This is a genomic window from Ruegeria sp. YTSA108 (assembly GCF_059610185.1).
The window spans coordinates 146,576-170,342 of sequence record NZ_JBXWND010000009.1; the positions used below are offsets into that span (position 1 = coordinate 146,576).

General features: G+C 56.7%; 23 protein-coding genes. 14 read left to right on the forward strand and 9 right to left on the reverse strand.

Annotated features, from left to right (window positions below; translation table 11 throughout):
* Position 1: 1 nt before the first annotated feature.
* Both AC2FHW_RS14020 and AC2FHW_RS14025 read right to left on the reverse strand, forming a co-directional pair.
* Positions 2 to 964: an acetyl-CoA carboxylase carboxyltransferase subunit alpha gene (locus AC2FHW_RS14020; RefSeq protein ID WP_271950073.1), complete on the reverse strand. Its 963-nt coding sequence runs from the start codon at positions 962 to 964 to the stop codon at positions 2 to 4.
* Positions 965 to 1,110: 146 nt separating this feature from the next.
* Positions 1,111 to 1,707, reverse strand: coding sequence for a LysE family translocator (locus tag AC2FHW_RS14025; protein WP_142637887.1), 597 nt, complete (start codon positions 1,705 to 1,707; stop codon positions 1,111 to 1,113).
* Positions 1,708 to 1,780: 73 nt separating this feature from the next.
* Between AC2FHW_RS14025 and AC2FHW_RS14030 the strand changes: the two genes are divergently transcribed.
* Together AC2FHW_RS14030 and AC2FHW_RS14035 are read left to right on the forward strand one after the other, a co-directional pair.
* Positions 1,781 to 2,233, forward strand: coding sequence for an Lrp/AsnC family transcriptional regulator (locus AC2FHW_RS14030; protein WP_496822090.1), 453 nt, complete (start codon positions 1,781 to 1,783; stop codon positions 2,231 to 2,233).
* 117 nt (positions 2,234 to 2,350) lie between these two features.
* Positions 2,351 to 2,929 carry a PA14 domain-containing protein gene (locus tag AC2FHW_RS14035; protein WP_271950077.1) on the forward strand — a complete coding sequence of 193 codons (579 nt, stop codon included), beginning with the start codon at positions 2,351 to 2,353 and terminating at the stop codon, positions 2,927 to 2,929.
* A 33-nt stretch (positions 2,930 to 2,962) separates the two neighbouring features.
* Here the strand turns inward: AC2FHW_RS14035 and AC2FHW_RS14040 are convergent, their stop codons facing one another.
* Positions 2,963 to 3,925 carry an L-malyl-CoA/beta-methylmalyl-CoA lyase gene (locus tag AC2FHW_RS14040; RefSeq protein ID WP_271950079.1) on the reverse strand — a complete coding sequence of 321 codons (963 nt, stop codon included), beginning with the start codon at positions 3,923 to 3,925 and terminating at the stop codon, positions 2,963 to 2,965.
* A 295-nt stretch (positions 3,926 to 4,220) separates the two neighbouring features.
* Between AC2FHW_RS14040 and dgcN the strand changes: the two genes are divergently transcribed.
* From dgcN to AC2FHW_RS14060, 4 genes are all read left to right on the forward strand, one after another.
* Positions 4,221 to 5,222: an N-acetyltransferase DgcN gene (gene dgcN, locus AC2FHW_RS14045; RefSeq protein WP_271950080.1), complete on the forward strand. Its 1,002-nt coding sequence runs from the start codon at positions 4,221 to 4,223 to the stop codon at positions 5,220 to 5,222.
* 70 nt (positions 5,223 to 5,292) lie between these two features.
* Complete coding sequence (gene dgcA, locus AC2FHW_RS14050) at positions 5,293 to 6,258, forward strand: N-acetyl-D-Glu racemase DgcA (protein WP_271950082.1); 966 nt, start codon at positions 5,293 to 5,295, stop codon at positions 6,256 to 6,258.
* Between the two features lie 10 nt (positions 6,259 to 6,268).
* A complete protein-coding gene (locus tag AC2FHW_RS14055; RefSeq protein ID WP_142637899.1) occupies positions 6,269 to 7,129 on the forward strand; it encodes a D-amino-acid transaminase in 861 nt (286 codons plus the stop codon).
* A 503-nt stretch (positions 7,130 to 7,632) separates the two neighbouring features.
* Positions 7,633 to 8,379, forward strand: coding sequence for a methyltransferase domain-containing protein (locus AC2FHW_RS14060; protein ID WP_281973127.1), 747 nt, complete (start codon positions 7,633 to 7,635; stop codon positions 8,377 to 8,379).
* A 138-nt stretch (positions 8,380 to 8,517) separates the two neighbouring features.
* On the opposite strand, the gene rplT is transcribed toward AC2FHW_RS14060, so the two are convergent.
* From rplT to AC2FHW_RS14080, 4 genes are all read right to left on the reverse strand, one after another.
* Positions 8,518 to 8,883 carry a 50S ribosomal protein L20 gene (rplT, locus tag AC2FHW_RS14065; RefSeq protein ID WP_142637903.1) on the reverse strand — a complete coding sequence of 122 codons (366 nt, stop codon included), beginning with the start codon at positions 8,881 to 8,883 and terminating at the stop codon, positions 8,518 to 8,520.
* Between the two features lie 14 nt (positions 8,884 to 8,897).
* Positions 8,898 to 9,098, reverse strand: a complete 201-nt coding sequence (gene rpmI, locus AC2FHW_RS14070; RefSeq protein ID WP_010443552.1) for a 50S ribosomal protein L35 — start codon at positions 9,096 to 9,098, stop codon at positions 8,898 to 8,900.
* A gap of 180 nt (positions 9,099 to 9,278) precedes the next feature.
* Positions 9,279 to 10,826: an alanine/glycine:cation symporter family protein gene (locus tag AC2FHW_RS14075; RefSeq protein WP_271950089.1), complete on the reverse strand. Its 1,548-nt coding sequence runs from the start codon at positions 10,824 to 10,826 to the stop codon at positions 9,279 to 9,281.
* 13 nt (positions 10,827 to 10,839) lie between these two features.
* The gene (locus tag AC2FHW_RS14080) at positions 10,840 to 11,277 is read right to left on the reverse strand and encodes a universal stress protein (RefSeq protein WP_142637907.1); all 438 of its coding nucleotides are present in this window, start codon (positions 11,275 to 11,277) and stop codon (positions 10,840 to 10,842) included.
* 188 nt (positions 11,278 to 11,465) lie between these two features.
* Here AC2FHW_RS14080 and AC2FHW_RS14085 point away from each other — a divergent pair, with 188 nt between their 5' ends.
* Positions 11,466 to 11,939, forward strand: a complete 474-nt coding sequence (locus AC2FHW_RS14085) for an Lrp/AsnC family transcriptional regulator (protein ID WP_271950091.1) — start codon at positions 11,466 to 11,468, stop codon at positions 11,937 to 11,939.
* Here AC2FHW_RS14085 and pyk read toward each other — a convergent pair whose 3' ends face one another.
* Positions 11,940 to 13,385, reverse strand: a complete 1,446-nt coding sequence (pyk, locus tag AC2FHW_RS14090) for a pyruvate kinase (protein WP_142637911.1) — start codon at positions 13,383 to 13,385, stop codon at positions 11,940 to 11,942. It abuts the gene before it with no gap.
* Between the two features lie 133 nt (positions 13,386 to 13,518).
* On the opposite strand from pyk, the gene AC2FHW_RS14095 reads away from it, so the two are divergent.
* From AC2FHW_RS14095 to AC2FHW_RS14125, 7 genes are all read left to right on the forward strand, one after another.
* Positions 13,519 to 14,256 (forward strand): N-formylglutamate amidohydrolase, encoded by a 738-nt coding sequence (locus tag AC2FHW_RS14095; RefSeq protein WP_496729040.1) that lies wholly within the window; start codon positions 13,519 to 13,521, stop codon positions 14,254 to 14,256.
* Positions 14,257 to 14,333: 77 nt separating this feature from the next.
* Complete coding sequence (locus AC2FHW_RS14100) at positions 14,334 to 14,573, forward strand: DUF6868 family protein (RefSeq protein ID WP_142637915.1); 240 nt, start codon at positions 14,334 to 14,336, stop codon at positions 14,571 to 14,573.
* Between the two features lie 88 nt (positions 14,574 to 14,661).
* Entirely contained in the window at positions 14,662 to 14,976 is a 315-nt protein-coding gene (locus tag AC2FHW_RS14105) for a DUF1244 domain-containing protein (protein ID WP_142637917.1), read from the forward strand.
* 286 nt (positions 14,977 to 15,262) lie between these two features.
* A complete protein-coding gene (gene iadA / locus AC2FHW_RS14110; protein WP_496822092.1) occupies positions 15,263 to 16,429 on the forward strand; it encodes a beta-aspartyl-peptidase in 1,167 nt (388 codons plus the stop codon).
* A gap of 55 nt (positions 16,430 to 16,484) precedes the next feature.
* Positions 16,485 to 17,372, forward strand: a complete 888-nt coding sequence (locus AC2FHW_RS14115) for a cyanophycinase (RefSeq protein ID WP_142637921.1) — start codon at positions 16,485 to 16,487, stop codon at positions 17,370 to 17,372.
* Between the two features lie 22 nt (positions 17,373 to 17,394).
* Positions 17,395 to 20,190, forward strand: a complete 2,796-nt coding sequence (gene cphA / locus AC2FHW_RS14120) for a cyanophycin synthetase (RefSeq protein ID WP_271950097.1) — start codon at positions 17,395 to 17,397, stop codon at positions 20,188 to 20,190.
* Between the two features lie 14 nt (positions 20,191 to 20,204).
* On the forward strand, positions 20,205 to 21,941 hold the full coding sequence (locus AC2FHW_RS14125) for a Mur ligase family protein (RefSeq protein WP_271950099.1): 1,737 nt from the start codon (positions 20,205 to 20,207) through the stop codon (positions 21,939 to 21,941).
* 310 nt (positions 21,942 to 22,251) lie between these two features.
* Here the strand turns inward: AC2FHW_RS14125 and AC2FHW_RS14130 are convergent, their stop codons facing one another.
* Positions 22,252 to 23,220 carry an NAD(P)-dependent oxidoreductase gene (locus AC2FHW_RS14130; protein WP_271950101.1) on the reverse strand — a complete coding sequence of 323 codons (969 nt, stop codon included), beginning with the start codon at positions 23,218 to 23,220 and terminating at the stop codon, positions 22,252 to 22,254.
* Positions 23,221 to 23,767 lie beyond the last annotated feature (547 nt).

The following is a 23,767-nucleotide window of genomic DNA, read 5'->3' on the forward strand; positions in this document are numbered from 1 at the left end:
GTTACGCCGCCAGCCCTTTTGATCCGATGTCGAGGAATTTTTGACGGCGATCCCGGATCAGGGCGGCGGCATCCTTGCCGTCCAGATCCTTGAGCATCGCCGCAATCGCACCCCGCACGGATTCCACGGTTCCCGCGCGATCACGATGTGCGCCGCCTTTGGGTTCCGAAATGATCCGGTCGCAAACGCCCAGCTTGTGCAGGTCTTGCGCGGTCAGCCTCAACGCCTCGGCTGCTTCGCGCATTTTCTCGGAGTCCTTCCACAGGATCGAGGCGCAGCCTTCGGGTGAAATGACCGAATAGACCGAATGTTCCAGCATCGCGACACGGTTTGCCGTTGCAAAAGCCACCGCACCGCCTGATCCACCTTCGCCGATGATGACCGAGACCAACGGCACGCCGATCTTCAGACACATTTCGGTCGAGCGGGCAATCGCCTCGGACTGGCCGCGCTCTTCGGCGCCTTTGCCGGGATAGGCGCCAGCCGTGTCGATCAAGGTGATAACCGGCAGTCCAAAGCGTCCTGCCATTTCCATCAGTCGGACAGCCTTGCGATACCCTTCGGGGCGAGCCATGCCGAAATTGCGTTCGATGCGCGATTTGGTGTCGCTGCCCTTTTCGTGGCCGATCACCATAACGGGTTGATCGTTGAACCGCGCCAGACCGCCGATCACGGCCAGGTCGTCAGCAAAATTCCGATCGCCTGCCAGAGGTGTGAATTCGGTGAACAGATCTTCCACGTAGTCTTTGCAATGGGGACGTCCAGGGTGACGAGCGACCTGACATTTTCTCCATGGCGTCAGATCGGCATAGAGTTCGTCCAACAGCTTTTCAGCCTTGGCATCCAGAGCGGCGGCCTCTGCGGCCACATCCATCTCTTCATTGGCGCGCGCCAGCGCACGCAGTTCCTCGGCCTTTCCTTCGATCTCGGCCAAAGGTTTTTCGAATTCCAGATACTGGGTCATGACGCCTCTCAACGCGGAAGTTCCCTGCTATATGGCCTGACGTTGCCCCGGATGCAACTCAGCAAGATTTAAAGGGTTGGTAGGGGTGCCCGTATTCACCCTCAAAAGGACCTTGATGACCGGTCATTGCTAGCCTTCGAACGTTCTCAAACGGGCCAAAGCACAGGGTAGAGCGACGCGACCAGCAGCCCCGCCATCACCCAGTTGAACAGCATCAGTCGGTGTGGGTTCGTGAGAATCCGCGCCATCTGCTGCCCGAGTACCGTCCACGTGCTGACCGAAGGTAAATTGATTGCGCCGAAAACAATCGCGACACCAACGATGGCGTTCAGGGAGCGATCGGGAGTGTATACGGTTGTTGCTGTCAGGGCCATGGCCCAGGCTTTTGGATTGACCCATTGGAATGCTGCGGCCTGTAAAAACGTCATCGGTGTTCCCGCAGGCGCGCCCGCTTCGGCTGGGGCCGAATGCGCGATTTTCCATGCCAGATACAGCAGATAGGCCACCGACGCCGCTTTCAACACGGTATAGCTGATCGGATAGGCATCAAACACCTGTACCAGCCCCGTTCCGACCAGAAGGACCATGACTGTAAAGCCCAACCCGATTCCGAACATATGTGGAATTGTGCGTCGAAACCCGAAATTCGCGCCCGAGGCCATCAGCATCAGGTTATTGGGTCCCGGCGTGATCGACGAGACGAAGGCAAAGGTGACGAGGGCAAATAGCAATTCAGGGTTCATAGCGCAGATAATTGATGGAAACCGCCCAAATGAAATTGCGTTTGCGCTGGCTATTGCGGTAATTCTGCAATTAATGATCAAGATGGATGGAATAAATCGCCATATATTGCGTGAGCTGACGCGTGATGGGCGGATAAGCAACCTTGAATTGGCCGATCGGGTCGGGCTGTCAGCCTCGGCCTGTTTGCGCCGTGTTCAGGAATTAGAGCGCGCGGGCGTGATCTCGGGCTATCGTGCTGTATTGAACCCACCTGCGCTGGGCATCGGCTTTGTCGCCTATATTGGCGTGGGGCTGGGCGAACATACAAAGGCCGCTCAGGAAGGGTTCGAGCGTGCATTGCAGCGCGCGCCTGAAGTGGTGGAGTGCCATAACATTACCGGCACGATCGAATACCTGTTGCGCGTGGAATGTGCCGATCTGTCGTCTTACAAAACTTTTCACACCGAAGTTCTGGGGGCTTTGCCCCATGTCACGTCGATCACGTCCTATGTCGTCATGGGCTCGCCCAAGGATATGCGGGCCTGACATTGGAAAGATGATTCTGTACCGGCTTGCCGGAGTTGGATTCACGTTTTACTGTCTTGCCAAAGATTTGACCAAAAATGGGGACAACCCCAACCGGTCGTATTCAGGGAGAAGACGATGAAACTTGTTCGGACCGGAGCACTGGTCGCAACTTTGGTGATGATTGCGGGAGCATCTTTGGCAGCTCCGTTAAAGCTGCAACCTGCCAACCCACAGCCCAGCCCCAAGGCGGGATTGAATGTGAACTACTTTGGCACTGGCAATCAACACAAGAAGATCCGAGATCTGAGCCATGCAAAAAGCATGCTGTCTAAAGCGCAGCCCGGACAACCGTTGCGGGGCTTGGATTACAGGGACACCAGTAAGGGTCAGGACGTCATGACGTTTGACGGCGCTTACAATGTCGCCGCCGAAATTACGGGGTACATGCGGTTCGACTCTGCTGGAATCTACGAGTTGGAAACGTGGTCAAATGACGGGATAGAGGCATTCGTCGGAGGCCAGAACATTGGACAAGTCTCGGGCATTCAGGGCTGCGAGGCCAATCAGCGGACCGAAGTCGATGTGCCCAAAGCCGGGTGGTACGCGCTCAAGATCATCTATTTCCAGAAGCTCGGAACATCCTGTCTGATGATGAAATCTGGGAAAAAGGGCGAAAGGTTCACCTGGACACCCAATGATGTCTTCGGACGGTAAGAAAAAGGCGCCCGGTGAGGCGCCTTTCTACTTTTAGCTATTGGCAGCGATCAATTCGGCCTGGGCCACGATCACCTCGGCCTGTTTGATCGAGGCGATATCGACCAGACGTCCTTTGTAGACCGTCGCACCTTCGCCATTGGCCTTGGCTTGCTCCATGGCGGCCAAGATTTCGCGGGCCTCTGACACCGCCTTGTCCGATGGGGTGAAGACCTGGTTGGCCAGCGCGATCTGTTTGGGGTGGATTGCCCATTTGCCGACCATGCCCAAAGTGGCAGAACGTTTGGCCTGCGCGATATAGCCTTCGTCATCGCTGAAATCGCCGAACGGTCCATCCACCGGCAGCACGCCATGGGTGCGGCAGGCGGCAACGATGGCGGCCTGCGCCCAGTGCCACGGGTCGGACCAGTGTTTTTCACCTTCGCGCAGCATGTAATAGTTTTCCTGCGTGCCGCCGATGCCAGTTGTCTGCATGCCCATCGAGGCCGCAAAGTCGGCGGCCCCAAGGCTCATGGCTTGCATCCGGGGGGACGAGGCAGCGATTTCTTCGACATGGGCGAGGCCAGCTGCGGATTCGATGATGACCTCAAAGCTGATCGGTTTGGTACGGCCTTTTGCGCGTTCGATGGCGGTGACCAGCGCGTCCACCGCATAGACATCCGCCGCACAACCGACCTTGGGAATCATGATCTGGTCCAGTCGATCTCCGGCCTGCTCCATCACATCCACGACATCGCGGTACCAGTAAGGCGTATCCAGTCCGTTGATTCGTACGGACATGTATTTGGAGCCCCAATCAAGGGTGCTCAGCGCCTCGATGACATTGGCACGCGCTGTATCCTTGTCAGATGGTGCAACCGAATCCTCAAGGTCAAGATTGATCACATCCGCCGCAGAGGCCGCCATCTTGGGGAACAGCTTGGTGTTCGACCCGGGGCCGAACAACTGACAACGGTTAGGGCGCGCGGGGGCGGCGGGTTGAATGCGAAAGCTCATCTGGACCTCGTGCAGGAAAGGAAATTGCGATTTTGTTGTCTTATGGGGTATTAAATTGCGCAGGTCTCCGCAAGCATGTTTGTGCATCTGCGGCAATGCAGTCGCAGCATTCGCCGCAATGCGCCGTGTCTCTGGTGATTAAAGTTTAATCGCTTTAAAAACTTGAAAGAATTTTGCGCAAGCTGCGATATTTGCGCGAAATTTTCCTGCGGGACCCAGCGATGCTGGGCGAAATCGAGAAACACTCGCCTTGCCCGTCCCATAGCCTGCGCCAGAATCAAAGGAGTGCACCGCAATGATCGAGACACCGTATCTGTTGTTTTTGGGCGATGCGCCCGACCAGCTGGCGGCCAAGGTTGCCGTTGGAATCAAGGACTGGCGTCCGGAAAACGCCGTGGGTCAATACCGGATGGAGGGCTGTAAAGCCGATCTGGGCCTGACCGACATGTCCCTGGCTAAGGCCAAAGAGGCCGGGGCCAAGACTTTGGTCATTGGCGTGGCCAATCGTGGCGGTGTGATCAGTCAGGAATGGAAAAAGGTGCTGGTCATGGCATTGGAGGAAGGTTTCGACCTGGCCTCGGGCCTGCACAACCTTTTGTGTGATGAACCCGATCTAGTCGCAGTCGCCGAAGCAACAGGCCGCAAGCTGCATGATGTGCGGGTTCCGTCGGTCGACTATCCAATCGCCAACGGCATCAAACGTAAAGGTAAGCGCTGTCTTGCCGTGGGCACCGATTGTTCGGTTGGCAAGATGTACACCGCGATGGCTATGGATGCCGAGATGCGCAAGCGTGGCATGAAGTCGACCTTCCGAGCTACTGGCCAGACTGGCATTCTGATCACCGGTGACGGTGTACCGCTGGACGCGGTGATCGCAGATTTCATGGCGGGATCGGTCGAATGGCTGACACCCGACAATGATGACGACCACTGGGATTTGATCGAAGGGCAAGGGTCACTGTTTCATGTGTCATATTCCGGTGTGACAATGGCGTTGATCCATGGCGGTCAACCGGACGCGTTGATCCTGTCCCATGAACCCACCCGCGAGCATATGCGCGGTCTGCCGACCTATAGTTTGCCATCTTTGCAGGCTCTGCGGGACACGGCGCTGGCGCTGGCCAAGGTTGCCAATCCTGAGTGTCAGGTCATCGGTGTTTCGGTCAACACGCAGCATATGAGCGAAGCAGACGCATCCGCCTATCTGGCACAGGTCGAAGCCGACATGGGGCTGCCCGCGACGGACCCGTTCCGTTTTGGTGCAGGCAAGCTGGTCGACGCGCTGGCAGCAGTATAAAGCGGTCTGGTCCCGCCGGCCCGGATCTAAATTGGAAAATCCGGGCGGCTCAGCCAGGAAAAGGTATGTTATGCAAATTGACGTCTCTCGCGATGTATTCAGGCTGGCTCAGGTCTTTACAATTTCACGTGGGTCACGGACCGAGGCCAAGGTTCTGACTGTACGCATTTCTGACGGCCAGTATCTGGGCTGGGGCGAATGTGTGCCCTATGCGCGTTATGGTGAAACACTGGATTCGGTCGAGGCTGAAATTGCCGGATTGCCCGACAGTTTCGACCGAGTGCAACTGATGGACCTATTGCCTGCGGGCGCTGCACGGAATGCCGTAGATTGTGCGCTGTGGGATCTTGAGGCCAAGCGTGCCGGTAAACGCGTCTGGAATCTGGCTGGGCTGCCTCAGCCGGGCCCCGAAATCACGGCCTATACATTGTCATTGGACACCGCCGAGGCGATGCAGGCGCAGGCGGCTGCGAATGCACATCGCCCGCTTTTAAAGATCAAACTGGGCACTCCGGATGACATGCCCCGACTTGAAGCCGTTCGCGCAGGCGCACCGGATGCGACAATCATCGTGGACGCAAATGAAGGTTGGTCCGCCGCCGTTTACACCGATCTTGCGCCACATCTTGTGCGCCTGGGTGTGGCCTTGGTCGAGCAACCTCTGCCCGCCGGTGACGATGACGCGCTGATCGGGATGGAGCGCCCGGTTCCCGTATGCGCCGACGAATCCTGCCATGATCGTGCCAGCCTGCCCAAACTGAAGGGCAAATATGATGTGATCAACATCAAGCTCGACAAGACCGGAGGTCTGACCGAAGCGCTGGAGCTGCGCAAAGCGGCGATTGCTGAAGGCTATGACATCATGGTCGGCTGTATGGTCGGCAGCTCTTTGGCGATGGCCCCTGCGACATTGCTGGCGCAGGGTGCGATGGTAACGGACCTTGACGGACCACTTCTGTTGGCCGAAGACCGCGACAACCCGCTGACTTTTGATGATGCCGGAGTGTACCCGCCATTGGCGGCGCTCTGGGGCTAAGGAGATTGACATGACCCGCACCGTTTATGTGAATGGCGACTACCTGCCCGAAACCGAAGCCACAGTGTCGATCTTTGATCGTGGCTTCCTGATGGCCGATGCCGTGTATGAGGTGACCAGCGTTCTGGACGGCAAGCTGATCGACTTCGAAGGCCACGCGGTCCGCCTCAAGCGCTCGCTGGACGAATTACAGATGGCTGAACCCTGCGCGAAGGACGAGCTGCTGGAGATCCACCGCAAGCTGGTTGAGTTGAACGGCATTGAAGAGGGGCTGGTCTATCTTCAGGTCACGCGCGGCAGCGACGGCGACCGGGATTTTGCATTTCCTGCGGCTGATACCAAACCCACACTGGTTTTGTTCACCCAAAACAAGCCGGGTCTGGCAGACAGCCCTGCTGCCCGGAAAGGTGCCAAGGTCATCTCGATCGAGGATATCCGTTGGGGCCGGCGCGACATCAAGACGACACAGCTGCTCTATCCCTCGCTGGGCAAGATGATGGCCAAGGCCGCGGGCTGTGATGATGCCTGGATGGTCGAAGGCGGCTATGTGACCGAGGGCACCAGCAACAACGCGTATTTTGTCAAAGGCAACAAGATTGTCACCCGGCCCTTGTCGAGCGACATCCTGCACGGCATCACCCGCAAGGCCGTTCTGCGAATGGCAGCCGAAGCGCAGATGGTTGTCGAAGAACGCCTGTTCACTATCGACGAGGCCAAGGAGGCTGATGAGGCGTTCACCACCTCTGCCAGTGCTTTTGTCATGCCTGTGGTTGAAATTGACGGCACAGCGCTGGGCGATGGCACGCCGGGACCCATAGCCAAACGTCTGCGCGAGATTTATCTGGACGAAAGCCGCAAGGCAGCACTCTAAAGAAATCCCATGCTGGGCGTTTGTGTGGCATGGGGTGGTCGCAACGAATTTGACAACATTTGGTGCCGCGTGCAGATCTTGGTCGGGATGAACGGCGCAAAGAAGGTGCGGCACCAAAATCTCAGAGCGCGCACTGAACACGATAGTTGGTGATCCTGCATCCTGACAGGCCGCTTTGAGAATAGGCATACTCAGCCTGACAAAGGGTATTGGTATGGCCGAAACCAGGCGGCATATTACGCGCTGAGTTGCGGTTTTCAGGAGCCAACTTCACACATGATGATGGCGAAGCCCCTACGTGTTGCTGGTGTAGCTAGGGGGCAGAGGGCCGGAGATGCCCCGTCACACGACCAATGGGCCTCAATGGCGGCTATTGGTGCCGATGAAAATGTTGGTCTATCATGTCCTCCTGTGGTCCATTTCAAATGAGTTAACTTATGGCCGATCCATACTCTGACCTCGGCGCGCAAGACACCGCCCTTCAAGAGCGGATCGCAACAGCAATGGAAGTGCGCTGTTTAGAGCCTGCGCAGATTGCAATTCGCAAAGCCTACATGGAAAACCTGAGGCTCCCCAAAGGTGCACGGGCGCTGGAGCTTGGTTCAGGAACAGGACACGTTACCCGAGATTTGTTGGAGCTTGCAGGAGCCGCAACGGCCCATGGAATTGAACCCTCGCCCGTCATGGTCGCACGGGCCCAGAAGAGCTTTGGGGATGATGATCGACTTAGCTTCGATATCGGGGATGCCAAAAACACAGGTTTTGAAAGCGAGACCTTTGACCTTGTGTTAATGCACACGTTGTTGTGCCACGTCCCTGGACCTGAAGACGTTGTCCAAGAGGCCTTCCGCCTTTTGAAGCCCGGAGGTGTACTGGCAATTTGTGATGGCGACTACAGTACCGCAACTGCGCAGATCGCGGACTTTGATCCGCTCGATCAACTCATCAAATTCATGATCAATCAAAATGTCACTAATCTTTGGATAATGCGTCAGATTTCAGGCATCCTGGTCGATGCCGGATTTCAACTTGGGGCCCGGAAAGGTCATGGATATGTGGCAGAAGGGGAAGCGACCTATTTTCTCACCGTAATTGAACGCGGAGCGGACCGCATGGTGGAAGAGGGTCTGTTATTTTCCGAAACTGCAGAGGCTTTGAAATCAGAAGCGAAACGCAGAGTATCTGCCAAGATGTTTTTTGGTTTTATGTCCTATGTGAGCCAAATCGCAAATAAACCCAAGATCGTTTGACCGTTCTCAGTAATCGGGCAGACAGACATTGCACAGCATCCGGCCTTCTTGGTTCAAAGCGGACCCTACCAGTTACCAGTAACAAAAAAGGCCGCCCCAAACGGAACGGCCCTTTATTCACTGTCTCTTTACAGAGGATCAGGCGGTCAGAGCAGCCTGAGCCTGGGCGACGATCGCGCCGAACGCTTCCGGTTCGTGCACGGCCAGATCGGCCAGAACTTTACGGTCCACTTCAATACCGGCCAGGTTCAGGCCGTTGATGAAGCGGGAATATGTCAGGGCTTCGTCATGCGAACGTACAGCAGCGTTGATCCGCTGGATCCAGAGCGCGCGGAAGTTACGCTTGCGGTTCTTACGGTCGCGGGTTGCATATTGGTTGGCCTTGTCTACGGCCTGACGGGCAACCTTGAAGGTGCTTTTGCGGCGGCCATAGTAACCTTTGGCGGCCTTGATAACCTTCTTGTGACGGGCGTGAGTTACGGTTCCACCTTTAACGCGGGACATGTCTTAATCTCCTCTTATCGATCGTAGGGCATATAGCCCTTGACGATTTTGGCGTCGGGGGCGGACAGGGTGGTGTTGCCACGAGCATCGCGGATGAATTTCTTGGTCCGCTTGATCATGCCGTGACGTTTGCCGGCCTGGCCAGCAAGGACCTTACCGGTCGCAGTCACCTTAAAGCGCTTTTTGGCGCTCGACTTTGTCTTCATCTTAGGCATTTCCGTCTCCTTTCGGGGTTCGGTTCGAAACGCGACTCGGCATGCCATCTCGGCCGGTCACGCGATCAGAAGCGCCGTTTACGCAAGTTCGACCATACTGGCAAGGGGGTTTTGGCTGAATCTGCAATTTTAGCAGCCCAGTCAGGCACCGGGGCGACGCAGGCCGCCCCGGTGGTCTATTTAGTGACCGTATTTGCGGATCTCACCGCTTTTCAGTCTTTCACTATACGATGCCAGTTCCTGACGAACGATCTTCATCAGGAAGTAGAGCGCAAAGACGTTCACAACCGCCATCGCAAAGATCGCCGCATCCGAGAAGTCGATAACCGGGCCGAGGTTGGCCGCAGCACCGATCACCACGAAGACGCAGAAGATGATCTTGAACACCAGCTCTTTGGTGTGCCCCTCACCGAACAGATAGGTCCAGGCCTTCAGGCCATAGTAGGACCAGCTGATCATAGTCGAGAAAGCAAACAGGATCACCGCAATCGCCAGAACATAGGGGAACCAGCTGAACGCGCTGCCAAAGGCGGCAGAGGTCAGGCTGACGCCCGAGTTGCCGTCAACGGTCGCAATAGCGCTTCCTGCTTCGTTCAACATATAGTTGCCGGTCTCGGGGTCGATGATCAGCTGCTGTGTGATGATGATCACCAGCGCGGTCATGGTACAGATCACGACCGTATCGATGAACGGCTCAAGCAGCGAAACAAAGCCTTCTGTGATCGGCTCCTTTGTGCGCACCGCCGAGTGGGCAATCGCAGCAGACCCAACGCCGGCCTCGTTCGAGAACGCGGCCCGTTTGAAGCCCTGGATCAGAGCACCGACCATTCCGCCGGCCACACCAAGACCGGTAAACGCACCGGCAAAGATCTGACCAAAGGCCCAACCGATCATATCCGCATTCATGACGATGATGACCAGAGCCGCCGCGACATACATCACGCCCATAAAGGGCACAACTTTTTCAGTCACTCGCGCGATGGATTTAAGTCCACCGACGATCACCATGAACACGACAACCGCAAAGACCACACCGGTGATCCAACCCGGGTAATTCCCGACGATGCCTGCAATCTGCTGATGCGCCTGATTGGCCTGGAACATGTTGCCCCCGCCCAGCGCTCCAAGAATACAGAAGATCGAGAACACAACCGCCAGGATCTTACCTCCGGGCAGGCCAAGCTCGTCAAAACCCTTGGACATATAGTACATCGGGCCGCCCGAGACGCTGCCGTCTTCGTATTCGTTGCGATACTTTACGCCAAGTGTACATTCGGTGAATTTTGACGCCATGCCCAGAAGACCAGCCAGGATCATCCAGAAGGTCGCCCCGGGGCCACCAATGCCAACAGCAACGGCAACGCCTGCGATATTGCCAAGCCCGACCGTGCCCGACAGGGCAGTGGCCAATGCCTGAAAGTGGCTAACCTCACCAGCATCGTTGGGATCGGAATAGTCGCCTTTGACCAGACTTATCGCGTGGCCGAAAAAGCGCATCTGCACAAAAGCAAAGTACAGAGTAAAGACCGACGCCGCGATAACCAACCACATCACGATCCAGGGAAATCCTGTCCCGGGAATTGGTGCGAATATGAAGCTAACGAATGGCCCAGTGATATCAGCAAAAGCCTGATTGATCTTTTCGTCCAACCCGGGCGCCTCTTGCGCGGCGACGGGGCTGGCCATCAGGGTGGCGGCTGCCAATCCCAGTTGAGATAGTGTTTTCATTCCTGTGCCTCCCTCAATTCACGACCGTGACCGGTACATCGGCATGCATTACAAGGTTTTGCGTTGAGCTGCCGAAGATACGCTTTTTGAGGCCATCCGCGGACGAGCGTCCAACGACAATCTGTACGGCCTTGCTGTCTACCGTGATGGCATTCAGCGTTTCAGCCACATCTCCGTGGCGCACCACTCCGGTCGCGGCGAAACCCGCGGCCTTCAGGGCGTCGACGGCGGGTGCCACCACCCGTGTCGTTGCTAGTTCAATCTCCTCCTCACGCCGCATGTGCCGCTTTGCGTTTTCTTCAGGTGTCTGAAAAGTGTAGGGCGACCATTCAATGACATATGCTACCAGAAGCTCGCATGAACCAATTCTTTCAGCCAAATCTTTGGCGAAGGCGATGGCACGTTCTCCGGATTCTGTCCCGTCCAGTCCTATGACAATTTTTGTTGTCATCTCGTTCCTCCATTTATTGTTCATTTGACCGGGGCCCGTGCCCCCGGCAGGGCAGCCGGAACTTGGAGCATTTATTGTAGACTGCCCTCAAGTCAGTATCAGGAAAAATCACTAGGAAATGGTATTATTTTTGGTCTATTCTCAGTAAATTATCCCATTATGCGCCAAAATTACAGGGAATTTACCTAATGGACAGAGAATTGGACAAGATCGATCAACGCATCCTGCAGGAATTGGAAGCCAATGGCCGCCTGCCAATCGTCGAGCTTGCCATGCGGGTAAACCTGACCAACACCCCGTGCTCAGAGCGTGTAAAACGACTGGAAAGAACCGGCTATATCACCGGATACAGCGCCGTTCTGGACAAGGAGCGGTTGGGTCTCGGGCATATGACGGTTGTGCAGGTTTCCCTGGCTGCAACGTCTGAGAACTCATTGGATAAATTCAACGATGCCGTGCGCGATGTAACCGAAATCGAAAGCTGCCTGATGGTGGCGGGGTCGTTTGATTATCTGTTAACCGTTCGCACACGCGACATCGCCCATTTCCGCCAGACCCTGGGGGAAAAGATCAATAAGCTTCCGGGCATTCACCAGACCAGTTCCTTTACCGTGATGGAAATCGTCAAGGAACCGGTCGGGCAGAATGTCATACCCGCCTGATCAGCCAGGATCCGTGTTATAGATCAGCCTTTCGTCGCAAGGCGCGATCCGCAGGATATTGGTCGTGCCGGGCACGTTGAACGGAACACCAGCGGTGACAACGATCTGATCCGTGTCAGTTGCAAATCCACCAGAACGAGCAGCACGGGCGGCGCTCACGACCGCCCCTTTGAAACGCTCAAGCTCGGGCGTCATTACGCAATGGCAGCCCCAGCTCAGGCATAACCGACGGGCCGTTCCCTTTGCCGGGGTCATTGCAATGATCGGAACTCCGGGGCGTTCGCGCGCGGTCAACAGCGCAGTTGTGCCGCTTTGAGTGAAACAACAGATGGCCTTGATATCCGTTTTCTCGGCAATTTCACGAGCGGCGGCGACGATGCCGTCGGCCACGGTAGTCCCTTTCGCCGTGCGCGATGCTGCGATAATCTGATCATAAGTGGGGTCGGCTTCGACCTCGATGGCGACCTTGTTCATGGTCTGCACGGCCTCGATCGGATATGAGCCAGCGGCAGATTCCGCACTCAGCATAATGGCATCCGTGCCTTCGTAGATTGCGGTTGCCACATCTGAAACCTCGGCGCGCGTGGGCATCGGGCTTTCGATCATGCTTTCCAGCATCTGTGTGGCCACAATCACCGGCTTGGCGGCGCTACGGCACCGGCGGACCAGACGTTTCTGGATCGGAGGCACCGCGGAAACCGGCAGCTCCACGCCCAGATCTCCGCGCGCAACCATAATGCCGTCAGAGGCATCGAGGATGTCGTCAAACGCTTCAACCGCAGCAGGCTTTTCAATCTTGGACAGGATCGAGGCGCGCCCATCGGCCAGTGCCCGAGCCTCAAAAACATCCTTGGCCCGCTGAACGAAACTCAGCGCCAACCAATCCACACCCAGCTGGCAGACGAATTCCAGATCACCACGATCCTTGGCGGACAACGCGGCCAAGGGCAGCACGACATCCGGCACGTTCACGCCCTTTCGGTTCGAAATTGTCCCGCCAACCTCGACGGTACAATTCGCATGATCCTGGCCGCAATCCTGTACGATCAGGCGAATTTTGCCATCATTGACCAAGAGGCGCGCACCGGGTTCCAGCGCAGCAAAAATCTCGGGATGGGGCAGGCATACGCGGCCTGCGTCGCCCGGGGCCGGATCCAGATCCAACCGAAACACGGCGCCCTCGATCAGCTCTTCCGCATCATTGGCAAATACGCCGACACGCAGCTTTGGCCCCTGCAGATCTGCAAGAATGGCGATAGGGCTGTCCAGATCCTTTTCGACCTGACGGATGATCCGGTGCCGCTCGCGGATTTCGTCATGGCTGCCATGGCTCATGTTCAGGCGAAATACGTCGGCTCCAGCTTCGTGCAATGCGCGAATGGTGTCATAGTCATTGGACGCCGGCCCCAGCGTCGCCACGATTTTCACATTTCTCAGGCGTCGCATTGACCTTGTTCTCCTCAAATCATGTCCTGAATTTGCGCGAATGTTACCGCAAACATCGACTCTGCCCGCTTATTGCGCAATTCCCTTTCCGAAGCAACTGTCCTAAACCTGCCGGAAACAACATGACAGGCTTATGACGTATTCTCCGTTTTTTATCCATGGCGCGGATCGCCCTTCCCGCTGGCTGATCACATGTGACCACGCGACCAATACTGTTCCACCGGGAATCAATGGTGGGGATCTTGGCTTGCCGCGTGAGGATATGGAGCGCCACATTGCCTATGACGTGGGCGCCTATGAAGTATCGAAACATCTGGGTGAAATTCTGAACGCGCCTGTGATCGCGGCGAATTTCTCGCGCCTTGTGATCGATCCGAACCGAGGCGAGGACGACCCGACTCTTGTGATGAAACTGTATGATGGGTCAATCATTCCCGGCAACCGTAACGCCGATGCGGATGAGCGCGAGCGGCGTCTGAACATGTGTTACCGCCCTTACCATAGGGCATTGGCTGAGCTGGCCGCACTGCCCCATGCGGTGATCGTGTCGATGCATTCCTTCACCCGGCAGTTGCGTGGACGCGAACCGCGTCCCTGGCATGTCGGTGTGCTGCACACTCCGGATGAGCGTTTTTCGCGCCCACTGATCCACCGGTTGCAGGCTGAAAAGGACCTATGTGTTGGCGTCAATGAACCCTATACTGGCGTTCTGCCGGGCGATGCGATCGACAAGCATTGCACTGCCTTTGGCCGCCCTAATGCGTTAATCGAACTGCGCAATGACCTGATCGCCGACCACGCGGGGCAGCGTGCATGGGCCGAGCGTCTGGGAATTGTCCTGGAAGACGCCCTTTCGCATAGCGAATTGTGACTTTCGGCAGCTGAGAGCGCACGCACCATTGAGCGACCACGCCCGAAACCCCATATATCCGGCGAAAGGAGGCGATCATGACGCAAGAGCTTTTGACATCTGTTTTCGGCTGGATGGCGGTGATCAACCTTGCTGTGTTACTATTTTCGACCCTGATGGTCGTGCTGATGCAGGATTGGGCGGCTGGCATCCATAGTCGGATGTTCCAAATGGACCGCGCGGATGTGAAACGTGCGTATTTCAGGTATCTGGCCAATTACAAAATTCTGGTGCTTATCTTTTCCATCGTGCCCTGGCTGGCGTTGAAACTGGCCTAGCGCACTGAGGTGTTGCTGATGATTGAAACGGCCCGCTTTGGTTGTTAGGTCATCTTGAACATATTGGGCAAGCATCCGGAGCGAGAACATGGACCAGAAAACTGAAACCGAACTTCAGGCCGCCGCATTCCGCAGGTTGCAGCAGCACCTGATGGAAGACAGGACCGATGTTCAGAACATCGACATGATGAACCTGGCCGGATTTTGCCGCAACTGCCTGTCGCGCTGGTATCAGGAAGCGGCCAATGAACAGGGCATTGAGATGGACAAGGACGAAGCCCGTCAGATCTTTTACGGGATGACCATGAGCGAATGGAAAGCCAAGTATCAGACCGAAGCCAGCCCTGAAAAACAGGCGGCTTTTGAAGTCTCATTCGAAGAAAATGTCGGCAAAAAGAGCTGAACGTGAAAATAGAAAGGCCCACCATTCCAGCGGGCCTTTTCTCAGTGAGGCGGCTGTCAACAAAGGTTTCACTGCCTCCGCTACATTCGCTTCTTACGGTTGTTCCGATCCGAAAGCCACTGGCGCGGCGAATTGCGCAAATGCCCAGCTTTACCTCAGCGCTCCTAAAGATTTGCCTTTAAGGCCTGCGCCCGACATTTACGCATTCTCCGAATTAAGGGATGGTTCTTCTGCTGACTTTCAGTGCAAGAAAGGATGTCTTTGCTCTTACTGACGGGTATGAAACGTGTTGAAACTGATCAAGAATGCGCGGCTCTATACGCCTGAGCCTGTTGGTCTAGGCCATATTCTCACCGCGGGTGAACGCATTATTTACCTCGGTAGCTCTCAACCCGAACTGCCGGATCCGCTTCAGGCTGAAGTCGTTGACGTCGAAGGTGCATCGGTTGTTCCGGGTTTGATCGACGGACATGCGCATATCACGGGTGGTGGCGGTGAAACCGGGCCAGCCAGCCGGGTGCCGCCGATGGTCTTGTCCTCGTTCACCCGTGCCGGGGTCACGTCGGTTGTCGGGGTGTTGGGGACGGACGATCTGACCCGCAACACGCAGACGTTGGTGCAGCAGGCCTATGGGCTGCGGGAGGAGGGGCTTTCGGCTTGGTGTCACACTGGTGGCTATCACCTCCCACTGACTACCCTGACCGGTTCCGCCCGGGGTGATATCATATTCCTTGATCCGGTTATCGGCGTTGGGGAACTGGCGATCAGTGATCACCGGTCAAGCCAACCGACACTGGACGAGTTTCTGCGGATCGCAAGTGAGGCGCATGTCGCGGGCCTGATGACCGGCAAGGCAGGGATCGTGCATTGCCATATGGGTGACGGCGACAGGGGTCTGTCGATGTTGGAGCAGGCTATTGCGACCTGCGAAATTCCCGCACGCGTCTTCAACCCGACCCATGTCAATCGCAACAAACCCCTGTTTGAACAGGCCGTCGCGCTGGCGCGGCACGGATGTTACATCGATGCGACCGCATTCCCCTGCGAGCATATCGAGACGGGCATATCAGCCGCCGAGGCCTATATCCAATTTCGCGATCTGGGTGGTCGTGCGGACCGTTTCACCATCAGCTCTGACGGGGGTGGCTGCCTGCCGGCCTTTGACCGTGAGGGCAACCTTACACGGTTCGGTGTGGGATTGTCGGACACTCTGCCTGAAACACTGCGCGACCTGACCGATAAAGGAATGCCTCTGTCTGATGCACTTGCTCCGATGACCTCTAATGTCGCCGATCTGCTCAGGCTACATCGAAAGGGCCGTTTGAAAGTGGGTATGGACGCCGATCTGGTGGTTCTTGACGAAAACACCGCTGTGCGGCATGTGATGGCCCGGGGGGAATGGCATGTCCGCGATGGCCAGATAGCCCGGCGCGGCATGTATGAACAGATTTGAACGTCCGCGCGGTCCCCGGTGGCTGCCCGCTATAGCTCCGGAAGGTAGTTAAGATATGTGCCCTGCACCCATTGATGCAGAGACCCCGCGCGGGTTCATCATCCCGATCGGCGGTGGCGAAGACCGCGTCAAGGAAATGCAGATTCACCGCAAATTCGTGGAGCTGTCCGGCGGCGGCGATGCCGATATTGTCGTGATCCCGACAGCCTCGATGCTGGAAGAAACAGGGCCGGATTATAACCGCATTTTCTCTGAGCTTGGAGCGGGTCAGGTTGAATTCCTGCCCATCTCGCGTCGCGCCGATTGCGACAATCCCGACTATGCCGAGATGTTGGACCGCGCCACCGGGATATTCATGACCGGCGGGAACCAGCTGCGCTTGTCGGCGATTCTGGGTGGCACGCTTGTTGCTCAGAAAATCCGGCGCCGGAATGCGGCGGGGATACCGATTGCGGGAACCTCAGCCGGGGCGTCGGTCATGTCCGAGCATATGGTTGCAGGCGGCAGCAGCAATTCCGCCCCAGCCGAAGGCAATATCACTCTGGCCCCGGGCATGGGTTTGACCAATGCAGTCATCATTGACCAGCATTTCACGCAGCGTAACCGCCTGGGGCGCCTGTTAACCGCCTCATCTTTCAACCCTTTCCTGATCGGGTTGGGCGTTGACGAAGACACGGCGGCCTTCATTGGGCCCGATAACGTCCTTGAGGTAGTGGGCAGCGGAACGGTCACTGTGGTGGATGCCAGCCATCTGACGCATTCATCGATGTGGGATGCCCGCCGCGGAGAGGCGTTGAGCCTTCTGGGACTTCGGCTTGACGTTCTGGGCGAAGGGTGCCGTTATGATCTGACGGCTCGCCAGGCGTTTCCGCCGGATGAGCATATGGCGTTCTGTACATTGCCGGACCTGTCCGGGGACGAGGGCGCCGGCGGGGGAAAATAAAAACTAACCAACAGGGTGCCTCATGAAAATAATTTCGACCAACGTCTTTGTCGGCCCGAATGTTTGGGCAAGTTTTCCGGTTATTCGCCACGTTATCGATCTGGGTATTCTGGAAGAATGGCCTTCGGCAAAAATTGGTTCGGAATTTATCGACGCTCTGGTCGCGGCACTTCCCGGTTTGGCAGAACATGGCTGTTCCTATCGCGAACCCGGCGGGTTCATCCGCCGCCTGCGCGAAGATGAGGGCACATGGCTGGGTCATGTGCTGGAACATTGCGCTATCGAGGTTCAAAACGTAGCCGGTACGGATGTGACTTTTGGCCGAACGCGCGGCACTGGCGAACCCGGCCAGTACAACATGGTCTATGAATACCGCCAGCGCGATGTCGGACTGGATGCGGGCAAGCTGGCGATGCGTCTGCTAATGCATCTGTTGCCACACTCCCTCAAGGACCAGGTGGATTACGATTTTGATCCGGATTTCAACTGGGATGATGAGTTACGCAGCTTTGTGCTGCGGGCGCAGCGTAAAGAATTTGGCCCCTCGACCGGCTCGTTGGTCAAGGCGGCACAAGAGCGGGACATTCCGTGGATCAGGCTGAACTCTGGCTCGCTGGTGCAGTTCGGACACGGGAAGTATCAGAAACGCATCCAGGCTACCATCACTTCTGAGACCAAACATATCTCGGTCGAGATTTCCTGCGACAAGGAAGATACCCACAATCTGCTGAACGATCTGGGCCTGCCGGTACCACAGCAGCGCATGGTCTATTCGGCACGCGAGGCGGCAAAAGCAGCTGGGCGTATCGGGTTTCCTGTCGTCGTCAAGCCGCTTGACGCCAATCATGGACGCGGTGTTTCGATCAATCTGAATTCGGAGTCCGAGGTCGAGGCCGGTTTTGCCGAAGCCAAGGAACATTCTCGCAGCAGGGCCATTCTGGTGGAAAGCTTCATCACCGGTTTTGACCACCGAATGTTGGTTGTGAACAACAAACTGGTTGCGGTGGCCAAGCGTGTCCCCGGACATGTCGTTGGAGACGGCACACACACGATTGCCGAACTGGTTGACATCGTGAACCAGGATCCACGCCGTGGCATCGGGCACGAGAAAGTGCTGACAATGCTGGAAATCGACAATCAGGCCAAACGCTTGATGGAGAATGCGCGCGTGACCGAAGAAACCGTGCTGCCGGAAGGCGAGATATTCTATCTCCGTTCAACGGCAAATCTTTCGACGGGGGGGACAGCGATTGATCTGACGGATGTGGTGCATCCTGACAATCGTGACATGGCCGAACGCGCCATAATGGCGGTTGGATTGGATGTGGGAGGTGTGGATTTTCTGATCGACGACATCACCAAATCCTACAAGGATATTGGCGGAGCTATCGTCGAGGTGAACGCCGCCCCGGGCTTTCGGATGCACGTGGCGCCGTCCGAAGGTCAGCCCCGCGACGTGGCGGGCAGGGTGATCGACATGTTGTTCCCAGCCACCGAAGAAACCCGCATCCCGATTGCGGCGATCACAGGCACCAACGGCAAGACGACGACCTCGCGGATGCTGGGGCATATTATGAAAACCAGCAGCAAGACCGTTGGCATGACCTCGACCGATGGTGTCTATGTGGACGGTAAACTAAGCGTCAAGGGCGACATGACGGGACCGAAATCCGCACAGATCGTCCTGCGTGATCCGGCGGTCGATTTTGCGGTGATGGAAACCGCACGCGGCGGGCTTGTGCGGTCCGGTCTGGGCTATCAGCGGTCGAACGTGGCGGCGTGTCTGAATGTCTCGGCCGATCATCTGGGTCTCGGCGGCATAAACACGGTCGAGGAGCTGGCCGTTGTCAAGCGCGTGGTGGTTGAAAGCGCTGTGGATACTGCAGTGCTGAATGCCGATGACATCAACTGTCTGAAAATGGCCGACTACGCTCAAGCGGATCAGATTTTCTATGTCACGACCAATCCAGCGCACAGTCTGGTCAAGGAACATATCAAGGCCGGCGGCAAGGCTATCGTGCTTGAAAAAGGCATGAATGGTGACATGCTGACCATCTATGACAACGGGCTTCATATCCCGGTTCTGTGGTCGCATCTGATCCCGGCGACGTTGGAAGGCAAGGCAATTTTCAACGTCCAGAATGCGATGTTCGCCGCCGCGATGGCCTATAGTTTCGGCGTGGACCTAGATAATATCCGTCATGGGCTGCGCACCTTCGACACCAGCTATTTTCAGGCACCTGGACGGATGAATGTCTATGACGAACATCCCTTCAAGGTGATCCTCGATTATGGCCATAACCCCGCCGCGCTGAAAGCGATGGCGGCGCTGGCCGATCAGTTAGAGATCAAGGGCCGCAGGCTGTGCGTGGTAGCGATGCCTGGCGACCGGCGCGACGAAGATATTGTCGATGGGGCCGCCGCCCTGGCCGGACATTTTGATCATTTCATCTGCAAGGCAGATGACCGCCGTCGCGGACGCGGGCATGACGAGGTGCCGCAGATGATGCGTCAAGCCCTGATCGACAACGGCGTGGATGCCGCAGCCATCACGGTCATCCCCGACGAGGTTGAAGCGGTCAGTGCCGCGTTGGTGCAGGCCGGACAGGGCGATCTGTTGGTGATCTTTGGTGATGACACAACGCGCTGCTGGAAACAGATCATCTATTTCAATTCTGATGGCGAAGAACCCGAGGTCGCACCTGTGGCAGCCCCCGCCGAAACCTCGTTCGAAGATATGTTCGAAGGCGACCAGAACCTGATCCGGGATGAGCGTGGCGTGCGTCTGGCCCGTGAAATCAGCGAAGACGCGGATTGAGCGGAGGCACCGGAATGGACCGGATCGAAGAGCTTGAGACCGCGCTGACAATAGAAAGCGCGACCGTTGACCATATTCAGGTGGATGACGCCCGGCGTCTGACCGGGCCGGGCCTGCTATGGAACCGACCCGGCGCTGTGATGGATGTTTTCTTCACTGATATCGACGCGACGCAGATCACCGACTTGTGGGAGAAGCATGCGCGCCGGGTTCTGGACGCACTGGGCTGGCAGGGGCAGGGTCTGATCCACCGTACCTTTACGGGCGGCGTCAATCTGGCGATCTCGGCACCGATGGATCAGCTCTATTCCGGGATATTCGCAGCGCAAACCGCCTGGCATTTCTGTGCTGCAGAACTGCTGGCATCCGAGCCCGGAGATTTCGATCAGATGGTTGCGGATGTCAAAGGCGTCATGGAAATGGAAGCCAATCCCGCACTGATCGCCTTGATTGCCGCGGCTGAGGCGCATGGCGTGGATATCCTTTGCGATGATGACGAGGTGTCGATCGGGCATGGTGCAGGCAGTCAGACTTGGCCTGTTGATGGGCTGCCCACCCCGGGTGAGGTGGACTGGTCTGCGCTGCATGATATCCCGGTCGCGTTCATCACTGGAACCAACGGCAAGACCACTACGACCCGGCTGCTTGAGGCTATCGCGCGCGCTTCGGGCAAGGTCGCCGGGCTAACCTCGACCGAGTTTGTCCGCGTGGGCGATGATATACTGGACCGTGGCGATTACTCGGGCCCCGGCGGCGGGCGGATGTTGCTGCGCGATAAAAGGCTGGAGGTTGCCTGCCTTGAAGTCGCCCGTGGGGGCATCCTGCGCCGGGGTCTGCCGACCCGCGCCGCCACGGCGGCGGCTGTCACCAATGTGGCCAACGACCATCTGGGCCAATATGGGGTCAACACGGTGCCGGAACTGGCCCAGGCCAAATTCGCCGTACATCGAACATTGGCCAAAGGGGGCGTGCTGGTCCTGAATGCCGATGATGACTTTGTCCGTGCCGAGGCAGAGAATACCTCGGCGAATATCTGGTGGTTTTCGCTGGACGCGCAGAACGACCTGATCCGCCAGGCGCGCGATGCAGACAGGTGCTGCGCCTATGTGCGGCAGGGTGATATCGTGTTTTTCGACGGTGCGGCGGAACAGGTGGTGATTGCAGTTTCCGATGTTCCCCTGACCATGGGCGGCGCTGCGAAATACAATATCCTGAACGCGCTAGCGGCCTTGTGCCTGGCTTTGGCGCTGGACTTGCCCGTTCAGGCGGCTCGGGATGGATTGGCCGGGTTCAAACCAGACGCCAAGGATAATCCAGGCCGTTGCAACGAGTTCCGATACAACGGGGCACGGGTCTTTGTGGATTTTGCACATAACCCGCATTCGATTTCCGCCGTTTGCGATGCGCTGTCGAGCTTGCCAGCAAAACGGCGTTTCATCATGCTCAGCCATGCGGGGGACAGATCGGATCAGGATATCCGGGACGTAACCGCGACTGCGCTGAATTTCCAACCTAACGTGGTCGTCGCAACCGAGCTGGAAGGATATCTAAGAGGCCGCGATTCGGGGGAAATTTCTGATCTGATCGAAAAGACAGCGTTGGAACATGGGTATGGTGCAGAACAAATACTCAGAGCCGCTTCGCCCACACAAGCCGCATCAATGATACTTGAAAAGCTACAACCGGATGATATCGCTTTGTTGCTGGTTCTGTCCGATCGTGACGCTGTTCTCGCTATGCTCGACGGGTAAGAACAGAGGCGCGTGTCGGGATCACAGAGAGGGCGTGTTAGGAAATGAGTTTTTGGGCGGTCGGCAGTCCACATCCGACGCCCTCACCCAGTGTCAATACGGCCCTGTCGGACCTTCGTCCCTATCGTATATCCGCCTCATCCTCGGATTTTTTGTTTTGCGCATTGCATCATACCGTCCCGCAATTCGAGGCCGAGTAAGCTGGTGCGACGCCGTTCAAAGGGCATTGAGCCTCTGAGCCTCTGAGCATTGGCCGTCGGGGCAGGTATGATACCTGCCCTCAACTTGCTCGTGGCTGCTGAAACGGGCTCTAGCTGCCGGCAGAGACGCGCGACGAACCCTGCGGGATCACCTCGTATCCAGGCTCTTCTGGTTCGTCATCCGCCATTTCCGCAGGGAAGCCGGGGGCAAGGATGGAAAGACCGGTGGCGTCCTCTAACCGGCGGATAATGTTGGGCGATAGCTCGCGATCGCCATAGCGTGCAATGCCGTCGTCAAAAATCTGGCAAATCAAGGGTGAAACTTCCAGCGGCACATTGTTTCGTTCGGCAATACTCTGGAACAGGCCCACATCTTTTTTCACCAGATCCATGGTGAATGAGATATCGCGCGAACCGTTCAGGATTACCTGGCTTTCGGTAACATGGGAAAAGCTGTTACCGGACGAAATTTTGATCGCCTCGTAGGCTGTGTTCAGGTCCATACCTGCAGCCTTCGCCGTCACCAACGCTTCGGCATTGGCGACCAGATGGACGGTGGCCAGATAATTGGTAAGTACCTTGAGCATCGAGGCGCTGCCAAGCTCACCGGTATGCAGGATACGCCGTCCCATTGTCTTCAGCAACGGCAGAACTCGCTCGAACGTTGAGCGGTCACAGCCCGCAAATATCGAGATATTACCAGTGTCGGCGCGGTGGCAACCGCCAGATACCGGGCAATCGACTGCGGCACCACCGGCGGCGATGACGATACCGCCAAGGCGTTCGGCTTCGGCTTGGTCAGTGGTAGACATCTCCAGCCAGATCTTGCCTTCTTTCACCTCTGGCAGCATCTCCTGCAAGACAGCGTCCGATGCGGCAGGCGAGGGTAGGCAGGTGATGACGACATCGCAATCACGCATCAATGCTGCGGCATTTTCCGCCAACTTGGCACCCTTGTCCGCCGCCGCTTCCATCAAGTCGCGGTTTAGATCAAGAACCGTCAGGTCGATTCCGTTCCGCAAAAGGCTGCCTGAAAGCTTTCCGCCGACATTACCAAGTCCAATGAACCCTACTTTCATCTTCTATTCCTTCCGAGTGTACGAAAAATCCAAACAAACAGATCCGCTAGGTGAGCGGTCGATAAGCGATTCCCGAGAACAAGGTGCCACCGACCCCTTTGTCTGATGAACGACGTTGGAACCTGCAATAACGCCAGGACCGGCCGCGTTTGCCACAAAGTCGAAGCCAAGCGCCGGATTGGCCACGAATGCGGCAATCCTGACTTTCGTCGATGAGACGTCTGGTTTGATCAAGTCCAGATTCCCTGTTCGGATTTGAGACAATTCAAAAACTTGTATCGCGACCTGAGCCGCAAGTGAAAATGATAAAACAGGCTATCTACCACAAAAATTATTTGTCTCTAGATTAGATCAAACCCAATACGCATAGTTGGTTACGCAGCTTCGAGGTAGCGGCCCGACATTTGAACGTTTCGCATATCGATGTCGACCTGTTCAAAGCTTGGCTGCGTGGACAGTTTGCCCCGGCTTAGGTTCTGGACCTATTAATTTGGTTGCCGTCATCCCGCCTGCGTGATTCATACCCGTGAGTTTCAGGGGTATAACA

Excerpts from the sequence above, each read along its gene's own strand:
- cphA (WP_271950097.1), top strand. The coding sequence starts at position 17,395 with ATGAAAATAATTTCGACCAACGTCTTTGTCGGCCCGAATGTTTGGGCA.
- rpmI (WP_010443552.1), bottom strand. The coding sequence starts at position 9,098 with ATGCCTAAGATGAAGACAAAGTCGAGCGCCAAAAAGCGCTTTAAGGTG.
- pyk (WP_142637911.1), bottom strand. The coding sequence starts at position 13,385 with ATGCGACGCCTGAGAAATGTGAAAATCGTGGCGACGCTGGGGCCGGCG.
- AC2FHW_RS14030 (WP_496822090.1), top strand. The coding sequence starts at position 1,781 with ATGATCAAGATGGATGGAATAAATCGCCATATATTGCGTGAGCTGACG.
- AC2FHW_RS14085 (WP_271950091.1), top strand. The coding sequence starts at position 11,466 with ATGGACAGAGAATTGGACAAGATCGATCAACGCATCCTGCAGGAATTG.
- AC2FHW_RS14040 (WP_271950079.1), bottom strand. The coding sequence starts at position 3,925 with ATGAGCTTTCGCATTCAACCCGCCGCCCCCGCGCGCCCTAACCGTTGT.
- AC2FHW_RS14095 (WP_496729040.1), top strand. The coding sequence starts at position 13,519 with ATGACGTATTCTCCGTTTTTTATCCATGGCGCGGATCGCCCTTCCCGC.
- AC2FHW_RS14025 (WP_142637887.1), bottom strand. The coding sequence starts at position 1,707 with ATGAACCCTGAATTGCTATTTGCCCTCGTCACCTTTGCCTTCGTCTCG.
- AC2FHW_RS14035 (WP_271950077.1), top strand. The coding sequence starts at position 2,351 with ATGAAACTTGTTCGGACCGGAGCACTGGTCGCAACTTTGGTGATGATT.
- AC2FHW_RS14020 (WP_271950073.1), bottom strand. The coding sequence starts at position 964 with ATGACCCAGTATCTGGAATTCGAAAAACCTTTGGCCGAGATCGAAGGA.
- AC2FHW_RS14080 (WP_142637907.1), bottom strand. The coding sequence starts at position 11,277 with ATGACAACAAAAATTGTCATAGGACTGGACGGGACAGAATCCGGAGAA.
- AC2FHW_RS14125 (WP_271950099.1), top strand. The coding sequence starts at position 20,205 with ATGGACCGGATCGAAGAGCTTGAGACCGCGCTGACAATAGAAAGCGCG.
- AC2FHW_RS14060 (WP_281973127.1), top strand. The coding sequence starts at position 7,633 with ATGGAAGTGCGCTGTTTAGAGCCTGCGCAGATTGCAATTCGCAAAGCC.
- rplT (WP_142637903.1), bottom strand. The coding sequence starts at position 8,883 with ATGTCCCGCGTTAAAGGTGGAACCGTAACTCACGCCCGTCACAAGAAG.
- AC2FHW_RS14055 (WP_142637899.1), top strand. The coding sequence starts at position 6,269 with ATGACCCGCACCGTTTATGTGAATGGCGACTACCTGCCCGAAACCGAA.
- AC2FHW_RS14105 (WP_142637917.1), top strand. The coding sequence starts at position 14,662 with ATGGACCAGAAAACTGAAACCGAACTTCAGGCCGCCGCATTCCGCAGG.
- dgcN (WP_271950080.1), top strand. The coding sequence starts at position 4,221 with ATGATCGAGACACCGTATCTGTTGTTTTTGGGCGATGCGCCCGACCAG.
- AC2FHW_RS14100 (WP_142637915.1), top strand. The coding sequence starts at position 14,334 with ATGACGCAAGAGCTTTTGACATCTGTTTTCGGCTGGATGGCGGTGATC.
- AC2FHW_RS14115 (WP_142637921.1), top strand. The coding sequence starts at position 16,485 with ATGTGCCCTGCACCCATTGATGCAGAGACCCCGCGCGGGTTCATCATC.
- dgcA (WP_271950082.1), top strand. The coding sequence starts at position 5,293 with ATGCAAATTGACGTCTCTCGCGATGTATTCAGGCTGGCTCAGGTCTTT.
- AC2FHW_RS14075 (WP_271950089.1), bottom strand. The coding sequence starts at position 10,826 with ATGAAAACACTATCTCAACTGGGATTGGCAGCCGCCACCCTGATGGCC.
- AC2FHW_RS14130 (WP_271950101.1), bottom strand. The coding sequence starts at position 23,220 with ATGAAAGTAGGGTTCATTGGACTTGGTAATGTCGGCGGAAAGCTTTCA.